Origin of the sequence: Collinsella tanakaei (assembly GCF_016902615.1) — a bacterium.
In the GTDB taxonomy this organism is placed as follows: Bacteria; Actinomycetota; Coriobacteriia; order Coriobacteriales; family Coriobacteriaceae; genus Collinsella; species Collinsella tanakaei_A.
On sequence record NZ_JACJMB010000015.1, the window covers coordinates 48217 to 57810 of the forward strand.

Genomic DNA, 9594 nt, shown 5'->3' on the forward strand with positions numbered 1-9594 from the left:
AAGCGAAAAAACTGGATGGCGGATATCCGTCCATCCGGGGTTCATGGGACCGATTCGGGCCCAACGGGGGCAGCCTACCCCGTCCCGTCGCACACGCGACGGCGGGAGCGTCCGAAGCGCACAGATAGCTAGAACTTGTCGAGCTTCACAAACACGTGCAGAACCCTTTCTCTCAGGCACCTATCATACCCGGCTTGCCGGCCGCGGCAAGCGCCGCGCGCCGCTTGACGGTACACCTTCCGTGACGTGCGCAAAACGTCCACATGAGATGACGCGTCGGCAGCAAAAAAACACCCCGGAGCCGCACCGAAGCGCAGGTCCGGGGCGCAACGCGCACATCGGGCGGGGCAGCAGGACGCCCGCAAGCTCGCCGCGCGGCTAGTCGTCCAGGTAGCGGAAGAGGAACTCGCGCGTACGGGCGTGCTTGGGCGCGCCGAAGATCTCGGCCGGCGTGCCCTCTTCGGCGATAACGCCCTGGTCCATGAAGACGACGCGGTCGGACACGGTCTTGGCGAACTGCATCTCGTGCGTGACCACGACCATGGTCATGCCGTCGCGCGCAAGGCCGCGCATGACCTCGAGGACCTCGCCCACGATCTCGGGGTCGAGTGCGCTCGTGGGCTCGTCGAACAACATCAGGTCGGGCTGCATGCACAGGGCGCGGGCGATGGCCACGCGCTGCTTCTGGCCACCGGACAGGTTGCTCACGTTCGCATGGGCGAAGCTGGCGAGCCCCACGGCCTCGAGATGGCCCATGGCGACCTGTTCGGCCTCGTCCTTCTTCATCTTCTTGAGCGTCACGGGCGCGAGCGTGCAGTTGTCCAGCACGTTCATGTTGTTGAACAGGTTGAAGCCCTGGAACACCATGCCGATCTTCTCGCGCAGGCGATTCACATCCACGTGCTCGGCGGCCAGGTCCGCATCGTGGAACCACACGTGGCCGGCGTCGGGCGTCTCAAGCAGGTTGATGCAGCGCAGAAGCGTCGACTTGCCGGAGCCAGACGGACCGATGATCGTGACCACCTGGCCGGGCATGACGTCGAGGTTGATATCGCGCAGCACCTCGAGGTTGCCGAAGGATTTGCGCAGCCCCTCGATACGCACCATGGGCTGCTGGGAGGTTTGCGTCATGGCCATCACCTACTCCTCTACCTTCACGGGGGTGTCGGACGTGCTGCCCAGCGCCTCGACCTTCACGTCGAAGTGGCGGGCGAAACGGCCGAGCAACCACGACGCGAACATGGTGAGACACAGGTACACCGCCGTGGAGATCAGCGCCGTCTGGAACTGCTGGTAATAGATGCCGGCGACCGTGGTCGTGGCGAACATGAGGTCGAACGTGCCGATGACCGACAGCACCGAGGAGTCCTTGATGTTGATGACCAGCTCGTTGGAGAGACCGGGGATGGAGTACTTGATGCCCTGGGGGAACACGACCTTGCGCATGGCCTGCCACTGCGAGAGGCCGAGCGAGCGCGCCGCCTCCATCTGGCCGGGGTCGACCGACTCGATGCCGCCGCGCAAGACCTCCATCATGTAGGCGGTCGAGTTGAGCGTGATGGTGACGAGGCCGGCGAGAAACGTCGTCCAGATGCCGTTGATCTGGGTGGTGCTGAGGCTCGTCATGCGGAACAGGCCGAACACACCGAAGTAGATGACCATGGCCTGGACCATCATCGGCGTGCCGCGCACGACGGTGGAGTACACCTTCGCGAAGCCCGCGCCGGCCTTCTTCCAGAAGCGGATGAAGTCGTTGTCCGGGCGGTCGACGGTCTGGATGCGGCAGAACACCAGAAGCAGCGCCAGGAAGAACGCCACGACGGTGCCGATAACCGCCAGCTCGACGGTGGTGACGAAGCCGGTGATGAACGTCTGGCGACCGTTCCAGAGGATGTAGCACATGCTCTCGAGCATGTCGTCGGTGGGACGCGAGGTGGCGGTGACCGCCACCGACCAGGCGGAGGCGACGGACATGACGACGCGGTCCACGACGAGCACGAGGGTCATCGCCCACACGACATAGGACGCATAGCGCAGGACGCGCGCCACGGCGGGCTTCGTGAACGGCGCGGTCTCGTCGTAGTTCTTCCAGTGTGTGAGCTTGAAGATGAGGGCGACGGCGGCGAGGACGAGCCAGGCGGCGAGCAGGTAGTACATGGCCAGCTCGACGGTAAAGGCGTTCGCCAGGAAGCTCATGGCAGGACGCGGCTGGCTGGACAGCAGCATACCGACAGCCGCCACGGCGCTCGTGCCGAGCAGCACATAGCGATGGTCGTCGAGCACGAACGAGGCCACGCGACCCCGGCGCCTCGGCGCGCGCTGCTCACTCGTTGGGGCAGAGCTCATGGTTTTCTCTCCTTATATATGAGATGGGTGAGGCGCGCACCGCTCAAACCTGCGGTGCGCGCCCTGAAAGACAGCTATCCGATGATGGGATCGGCAAGGTCGCCTAGCTTATGCCGGCTGGCGATCCATGCAGTCGTTCCACATCTGCTGACGGTCCTCCTCGGAGATGCCGGAGATGATCTCGTTGATCTGGTCGAGGATGGCATCCTGGCCCTTGGCGATGGCCGCGTTGTCGGGCATGACGGAGCCCTCGAACTTGTCGGTCATCTCGAGCTGGACGAAATCGGGGTAGGTCTCGATCAGCTTGGGCACCGAGAGCATGGAGTAGGTGATGATGTCGCAGGTACCGCTGGAGAGGTTCTCCACCACGAGCGGCACGGTCTCAGCCGGCGTCATGTGGTTCACATCGGGAATCTGGTCGATCACGGTGTCGTACATCGTGGCGGCCTGGCCCAGGATAGACGCGCCGGAGAGGTCGGCGAACGTGGTCGCGCCCGCGTAGGGGGAGTCCTTCTTGGTGATCATGACGATGTCGTCGTCGATGTAGGAGTCGGAGAAGTCGGCCGACGCAGCGCGGTCGGGGTCAACGGACATGCCAGCGCACACGATGTCAATCTGGCCGTTGTTAAGCGAGTCGATGAGCGCACCGAAGTCGAGCTTGACCGCCACGGCCTCCATGCCCAGGCCCTCGGCGATCATCTTGGCGACCTGGACGTCGTAGCCGTCCGCATAGGCGCCGTCGACGTTGTCGATGGGGATGGTGTAATCGGAGGCCTCGGAGACCTGCCAGTTATACGGGGCGTATGCAGCCTCCATGCCGACACGCAGGGTCACGCCGTCGCCCAGCGTGGTGGAGGAGGCGTCGTCGGCCGCATCGGCGGAACCGGTGTCAGCGGTGGGCTCCTGCGCGGCGGGGCCGCATCCGGTGAGGACCATCATCCCTCCCATGCTCGCCATAAGGCCCGAAAGCTTGAGGAAGTCGCGGCGCGAAACGCGGCTCGCGATATGCTGCGTGGAAGTCGAGAGGTTCTTGGTCATGATTGGTCCTTCCGTTATTAAGTCTGTAACCCCTTCCGTACGACGCAACCGGAGGGGACCCATTCCCCTCCCCCTTGCAACTTAATGCGAGAAAGTTACGCGTACAAGGAGGCAGGATACCGCGCGGGTATACGAAAAACCAGAGCTGATATGCAAGAAACACGCATGTAACCGAATACCCGCTGGAAACACGGTGCTAAAGCGGACTTCTCGCTGCTACGAAAGGGACCCGGAGCTCTGTTGCCAGCCAGCATGCCACGCCGAACGGGCCGCGTTCCGCACCGAGCGTGCACAAAGCGCACGTCCGGGCGCCTCAAGCGTTCGCAGAACGCACGGTCACTACGGACAGCTCAGGAGAACCCGCACGGATATCGCGTCCTGCGCTGCGCGCGACGATCAGGCGCCCGCAGCGAAGGGCGGCGGTTCGAGCACGCGCCGCACGCGCCCGGCCATGGCGATGGCTTGCGGGAACGGACCGACTTGGCGTCTCTACAGCAGCGTGATCGAGAACGACTTGGTCTCGGTCGCGCCGGGAGCGAGAATCGTGATGCCCTCCTTATGCTCGAGGACGTCGTCCTCGGTGGTATAGGTCGCGTGCCCCGTCCAGGGCTCGATGGCCACGAACGGCGCGCCCGGAGCGGACCAGACACCCAAGAAGTCGAAGCCCGGGAAGTCGAGCGTGATGCCGTGGCCCGATTTCGTGCCCACGAGCGTCACGGTGTTGCCCGGCACGTGATCGAACACCATGGTATCGAAGGCGAAGCAGTCGCGCGTGAGCCGCAACGTGTCGGCGTTCTCGACCGGCGTGAACGTGTCGGTGGGGTCGGCGAGGCCGCCGGCGACGATCTTCGGGCAGGTTGCAGTCCAGGGCGCGGCGAAGCGGAACTCGTAGTCCTCGAAGGTCTCGCCCGCCTCCGCGCCGCCCGGCGCCGGGATGTTAAACGCGGGATGGCCGCCGACCGAAAACGGCAGGTCGACGTCGCCGGTGTTGGTGACGGCAAAGGTCTGGGTCAGCGTTGCCGGGCCGGTGAGCGCGTAGGTCATGTTCAGCTTGAAGCGATACGGGTAGGCGGCGAGCGTCTCGTCGGTCTCGGTGAGCTCGTAGGTGACCGCGGTGCCGTCGTCGCTCACGCCGACGAGCCTGTGCTCGTTGATGCGCGCGACGCCGTGGCGCCCCATGTGACACGGGCCCGCTGCCGAGGTCGCCTCGTCGTCGCGCAGGTTGCCCACGATGGGGAACAGGACCGGGGCGTGCTTGCCCCAAAACGCGGGATCTGCCTGCCAGAGATACTCGTTGCCGTCGAGTGCCAGGCTGGTCAGCTGGGCGCCCATGCTGTCGATACGCGCGGTGAGTCCGTCGCGCGAGATGGTGGTGATGGTGGACATGGCGATCTCCTCAAGTGGCTTTCAATGTGTCGGCGATATGCCTGTACCCACTATAGCGCGCGCACGCGGCGATACCGGCCGGGCGCGCACGCGCCGTCGTGCAGCGGATGCAACGCTTCGGTACGCGGACAAAGAGCCGGCACCTCGCGTGCGACAGGGCGCTTCCATGTGGTTAATCGGGCGAAGACGATGGCCACTTTCGCGTGCGACACCGGTCGCGGTAAGCTACTGCACCAGAAACCGCACGATCAGGAGCACACAACCATGGCACATAAGCATCAGCACGATATCGCCGAAGAGGGCGAACTGTTCTGCACGCATATCGGAGGGTCGGCGACGCTCGAAGGCGTCATGATGCGCGGCAAGCTCAACTGGGCGGTTGCCGTGCGTCGCGAAGACGGCACCATGTACGTGGAGGAGCACGACCTGCCCGACCCCTCAACGCGCCCCGCCTGGATGCGCTGGCCGATCATCCGCGGCTGCGTGTCGTTCGTCGAGTCGATGATGCTCTCCTACCGCGCGCTCGACATCGCCTCCGAGCACGTCTTCATCGACGAGGAGGAGGGCGATGGCGAAACGACGGCGAGCGATGGCGACCACGCCGATGACGCCGCGGAAAGCGGCAGCTCGTCCGGCGGCGGCATGGGCATCGCCATGCTCATCTCCACATGCGTAGGCCTCGTGCTCGGCGTCGGCATGTTCATCGCGCTGCCGCTCGTCGCGACGAACGCCATCATGGGACCGCTCGCCGCGGACAACTCGCTGCCGTGGAATCTCGTGGAGGCGCTGTTCCGCATCATCGTGCTCGTTGCCTACGTGGGCGGCGTGGGGCTCATCCCCGATATGGCGCGCATGTACGGCTACCACGGTGCCGAGCACCAGTCCATCCACTGCTTCGAGCACGGCCTCGAGCTCACGCCGGAGAACGCCGCGAAGTTCTCGCGCCTGCACGTGCGCTGCGGCACGGCGTTTCTGGTCATGACCGTCGCCGTGGCACTCATCCTACACGCCGTGCTACCGGTCGGGGCGTGGGCCGATGCGCTCGGTCTCACCGGTATGGCCCGCACGCTGTTCGTGCTGGGCACGCGCCTCCTGATGCTGCCGATCGTTGCCGGCGTGTCCTACGAGGTCACCGTGAAATGGGCGGGATCGCATCCGGACAACCCGCTGGTGAAGATCGCGCTGTGGCCCGGTCTGCAGATGCAGCGGCTCACCACGCGCAAGGCCGACCCCGGCATGCTGGAGTGCGCCATCGAGGCCCTCAAGCGCGTCGATGCGCGCGAGCACGCGGCGAAAGCCGAGGCAGAGTAGTAGGTGGCACCGAACTACCCCGTCCCCGATGTGAACACCGCCGTTAAAGCGGCTGAATGGCGTCCACGATGTTCGCGGCTATGTAGTCGTCGACCAGATAGCTGTAGTCTCGCTCCCCGAAATCATTGAGAATCGTGTCGTAATCGATGGCACCGCCGGTCTCAAGGTCGACGACCTCTTCCGCCTCCTCGAAGCTGTAATACGTATCGGGATCCGACGAGTTCTGGCGATTGAAATCCGCGATGATGTAGCCCCATCGATTGGCGTACACCCAGGCGTACTCGCCCGGACCAAGAAGAGCCGAGCCGATCCACGACGTCGCGACATCACCAATGGCATCCGGTCGCGGTGTCGAGTGAACCTCGATCCAGCACATCTCAAGGCGGGAATCGATATTCGCGTAGATGGCTACCTTGTTGCCATCTTTCTGCACGTTCACGCGCCCATCCCAGTATTCGGGCAGATAGAGCTCGTAGTCGGCCGTCGCCACGCGGCGCGCCTCGCGCTTTTCCCGCTCGGCCGCCGCGGCATCGTCCGCGGCCTTCTGCGCGGCCGCGTCATCATGCCGGCTCTGGGCGGCGTCCCGCAGCTCGTCGGCGTTCGGGGCATCCGCGGCGGTATCGGCAGACGCCTGCGCATACGCCGCCGTGATCAGCTCGGTGGTCACATCGAGGGCGGCCACGGGCGTGAGGGCAAACGACCCCACGCCGGTCGCATCGATATTCTCGTTGACATCATCGGACGTGAAGCTGACCTGCAGGGTATTCATGGGGACCGCGTAGAGGGTGCCGTCTGCGGCGATCGGCGAGGCGACCACACTCAGCTCATAGGTGCCCTGACGCAGCGTGAGGCCCTCCCCGTCCGAGTCCACGAACTGGGTCTCGTCGACTGCATCCCCGGTCGAGGCGGTTCCCACCACATGCACCGGCAGGCGCGAGGCGCCGCCATGGGTATTCCAACCGTCAGCGGAAACGGAGATCTTGACGTCATGCTGCGCGTCGGCGAGGTCTTGCGCCTGCTGCTTTGCCTGCGCGGCCTGCTCGGCGGCGGCCCGCTGGTTCTGCTGGTCGACGGCATACCAGATGCCGCCCCCGGCGAGACCCGCCAACACGAGTGCGCCCACGGCGATCGCCGCGACCTTGCCCCGGCTCATCTTCTTTTTCGGCGCCGCATCGTAGGTGAAATCCTGCGGCGAGGTGGGGGCGTACGGATCGGGCGCCGTCGCGGAAGTCGAGGTGGAAGCCGGCGCGGGCGCCACGGCTATGCGAGCCATATCGACCACCGTCTCCCCCGCGGGCATCGGATCTGGCACGGGCGCATCGGCATCGGGCGCGGGCGTATCGGCATCGGGCGCGACGATCCTTGCGCCGCACGACGTGCAGAACCTCGCACCCGGCGAGACGGGCGCTCCGCAGTGCGTGCAGAACGCAGCAGGCGCGGGTTCAGGCGGCATGCTGGCCAGCTTTGCGCCGCACGACGTGCAAAACGACGAGCCATCGGCTACTTCGGCATGGCAGAACGGGCATATCATTGCAGCCTCCTTAGGGGCTCAGCCGTCATCAAGGGAGCGACAGACGGGCCGCCCAGCGTGTATGACCTCCATTGTACGCTGCGCGATAAACCCCCTGATTGCACAACTGTTACCAAATGGCCTTCAAACCCGGCCGCAGCACGGTCGCTATAATGGCGTGCGAATATACGACCGACCATCAGCCCGCAAAGGACGCCGCCCACATGCCAGCACTTCAGCCTGAACGCCCCGCAGCCCCGCTCGCCCACGATGCACACGAGGTTCGCGCCGCATGGATCGAGGCGACACGCCTGCGCACGCTGCCCCTCGCCGCCTCCGGTTCGCTCGTTGCCGCGGGCATCGCCATTGCGCGGGGCGCGTGGCGCCCGGAGGTGTTCGCGCTCATGCTCGTCGTCTCGCTGCTGCTGCAGGTCATCGCGAACTTTGCTGATGACTACGGCGACCTCTCCCATGGGCTGGACGACGAGACGCGCGTGGGACCGCGCCGCGGCATGCAGCGGGGCATCATCACACCCGCCCAGATGAAGCGCGCGCTGATCGCGCTGTGCGCACTCACGTTTGCGCTCGGGTGCGCGCTGATCGCCGTCGCCTTCAGCGGCGGGCCCGCCCTGGGCACCGACGCGATGCTTGCCGCCGGTATCTTCGTGGCGCTCGGCATCGCCGCCATCGCCGCCGCGGTACTCTACACCGTAGGGCCGCACCCTTATGGCTACTTGGGGCTCGGCGACATCATGAGCTTCGTGTTCTTCGGACTCGTCGCCGTGATCGCCGGCACGTTCCTCTACACGCACGCCTGGGATGTCGCGCCGCTTGTCGCCGGCGTGGCGCTCGGGCTTCCCGTCGCAGCCGTCATGAACATCAACAACATGCGCGATTCGCTCGCCGATGCCGCCAAGGGCAAGCACACGATCGCGAACCGCCTGTACGCCGCGGGGGCACACGCCGGCGAGCGCTGGGTGCGGGGCCGCACGCCCGGGGAGATCTCCGGCATGGTCGCGGTGCTCGAGCGCGGGCCGCATGTCGACCTCGCAGCGTTCGACGCCGAGGTGACGGCGGAAGGCCAGGCTGCCATCGACCGTGCCCGCTCGCCCCAGACGGTCGCCGCGCTCACCGGCGAGTCCTACATGCGTGCCTACCATCTGGCGCTCATCTACGCCTCGCTCGCACTGTTCGTCGTGGCCACGTTCCTCGTACGCGGTGTCGAGCTCGCCACCTTCGCACGTGCCGCCGCGGTGCTCGCGGCCTCCTACCCGCTCATGCGTGCCACCCAGGGCGCCTGCCACCAGCTTGACCACGAGAGGCTCGACCGCTTCATGGCGCCGACGAGCCTCGGCACTGTGCTGCCCGCCGCTGTGTTCGCCATCGTCGTCGCCCTCGGGTAGAAGGCTGCAGCGGAGCGGCGCGCCCTTACAATGGGTGGGACGCCTCCGACTGTATGGCCGCCAATCGAAAGGAACCGCCTCATGCACCGCATCCTTTTCATCTGCCACGGCAACATCTGCCGTTCGACCATGGCCCAGTCCGTCATGACTGAGCTCGTGCGCCGCGCCGGCCGCGAGGACGAGTTCGAGATCGACTCGGCCGCGACGAGCTACGAGGAGATCGGTAACCCGCCGCACTGGGGCACCGAGACCAAGCTGCGCGAGGTCGGCATTCCGGTCGTTGCGCACCGGGCGCGCATCATCACGCCTGCCGAATACGATTCGTGGGACCACATCATATATATGGATGGGGAGAACCGCCGCGGGCTGGCGCGCATCTTGCGTGGCGACCCGGACAACAAGGTGAGCCGGCTGCTCGATTGGACCGACCGCCCCGGCGACGTCGCCGATCCGTGGTACACCGGCAACTTCGACGACACGTACCGCGACGTGCTCGCCGGCTGCACCGCTCTGCTCGAACAGCTTGCATAGGCACCTGATGTCTTCATTGGGGACGGGGTAGTTTGGTGCCACTTGGGCGCGTATCGCGCGCCCAAGTGG

8 protein-coding genes are annotated in these 9594 nt (G+C 65.6%); 3 read left to right on the forward strand and 5 right to left on the reverse strand.

What is annotated here, in order from left to right; translation table 11 throughout:
• Positions 1-378 precede the first annotated feature (378 nt).
• From H6A21_RS06530 to H6A21_RS06545, 4 genes are all read right to left on the reverse strand, one after another.
• A complete protein-coding gene (locus H6A21_RS06530) occupies positions 379-1137 on the reverse strand; it encodes an amino acid ABC transporter ATP-binding protein (protein WP_275052476.1) in 759 nt (252 codons plus the stop codon).
• 3 nt (positions 1138-1140) lie between these two features.
• Positions 1141-2346: an amino acid ABC transporter permease gene (locus H6A21_RS06535; RefSeq protein ID WP_204561543.1), complete on the reverse strand. Its 1206-nt coding sequence runs from the start codon at positions 2344-2346 to the stop codon at positions 1141-1143.
• Between the two features lie 108 nt (positions 2347-2454).
• The gene (locus H6A21_RS06540) at positions 2455-3384 is read right to left on the reverse strand and encodes a transporter substrate-binding domain-containing protein (protein ID WP_204561546.1); all 930 of its coding nucleotides are present in this window, start codon (positions 3382-3384) and stop codon (positions 2455-2457) included.
• A gap of 489 nt (positions 3385-3873) precedes the next feature.
• Positions 3874-4770, reverse strand: coding sequence for an aldose 1-epimerase family protein (locus H6A21_RS06545; protein WP_204561549.1), 897 nt, complete (start codon positions 4768-4770; stop codon positions 3874-3876).
• A gap of 264 nt (positions 4771-5034) precedes the next feature.
• On the opposite strand from H6A21_RS06545, the gene H6A21_RS06550 reads away from it, so the two are divergent.
• Positions 5035-6081 carry a DUF1385 domain-containing protein gene (locus H6A21_RS06550; RefSeq protein WP_204561552.1) on the forward strand — a complete coding sequence of 349 codons (1047 nt, stop codon included), beginning with the start codon at positions 5035-5037 and terminating at the stop codon, positions 6079-6081.
• 43 nt (positions 6082-6124) lie between these two features.
• On the opposite strand, the gene H6A21_RS06555 is transcribed toward H6A21_RS06550, so the two are convergent.
• Positions 6125-7612 (reverse strand): zinc ribbon domain-containing protein, encoded by a 1488-nt coding sequence (locus H6A21_RS06555; RefSeq protein WP_204561555.1) that lies wholly within the window; start codon positions 7610-7612, stop codon positions 6125-6127.
• A 203-nt stretch (positions 7613-7815) separates the two neighbouring features.
• Here H6A21_RS06555 and menA point away from each other — a divergent pair, with 203 nt between their 5' ends.
• Positions 7816-8994: a 1,4-dihydroxy-2-naphthoate octaprenyltransferase gene (menA, locus tag H6A21_RS06560; protein WP_204561557.1), complete on the forward strand. Its 1179-nt coding sequence runs from the start codon at positions 7816-7818 to the stop codon at positions 8992-8994.
• 81 nt (positions 8995-9075) lie between these two features.
• The gene (locus tag H6A21_RS06565) at positions 9076-9525 is read left to right on the forward strand and encodes a low molecular weight protein-tyrosine-phosphatase (RefSeq protein ID WP_204561559.1); all 450 of its coding nucleotides are present in this window, start codon (positions 9076-9078) and stop codon (positions 9523-9525) included.
• Positions 9526-9594 lie beyond the last annotated feature (69 nt).

Excerpts from the sequence above, each read along its gene's own strand:
- H6A21_RS06545 (WP_204561549.1), bottom strand. The coding sequence starts at position 4,770 with ATGTCCACCATCACCACCATCTCGCGCGACGGACTCACCGCGCGTATC.
- H6A21_RS06550 (WP_204561552.1), top strand. The coding sequence starts at position 5,035 with ATGGCACATAAGCATCAGCACGATATCGCCGAAGAGGGCGAACTGTTC.
- H6A21_RS06535 (WP_204561543.1), bottom strand. The coding sequence starts at position 2,346 with ATGAGCTCTGCCCCAACGAGTGAGCAGCGCGCGCCGAGGCGCCGGGGT.
- H6A21_RS06555 (WP_204561555.1), bottom strand. The coding sequence starts at position 7,612 with ATGATATGCCCGTTCTGCCATGCCGAAGTAGCCGATGGCTCGTCGTTT.
- H6A21_RS06530 (WP_275052476.1), bottom strand. The coding sequence starts at position 1,137 with ATGGCCATGACGCAAACCTCCCAGCAGCCCATGGTGCGTATCGAGGGG.
- H6A21_RS06565 (WP_204561559.1), top strand. The coding sequence starts at position 9,076 with ATGCACCGCATCCTTTTCATCTGCCACGGCAACATCTGCCGTTCGACC.
- H6A21_RS06540 (WP_204561546.1), bottom strand. The coding sequence starts at position 3,384 with ATGACCAAGAACCTCTCGACTTCCACGCAGCATATCGCGAGCCGCGTT.
- menA (WP_204561557.1), top strand. The coding sequence starts at position 7,816 with ATGCCAGCACTTCAGCCTGAACGCCCCGCAGCCCCGCTCGCCCACGAT.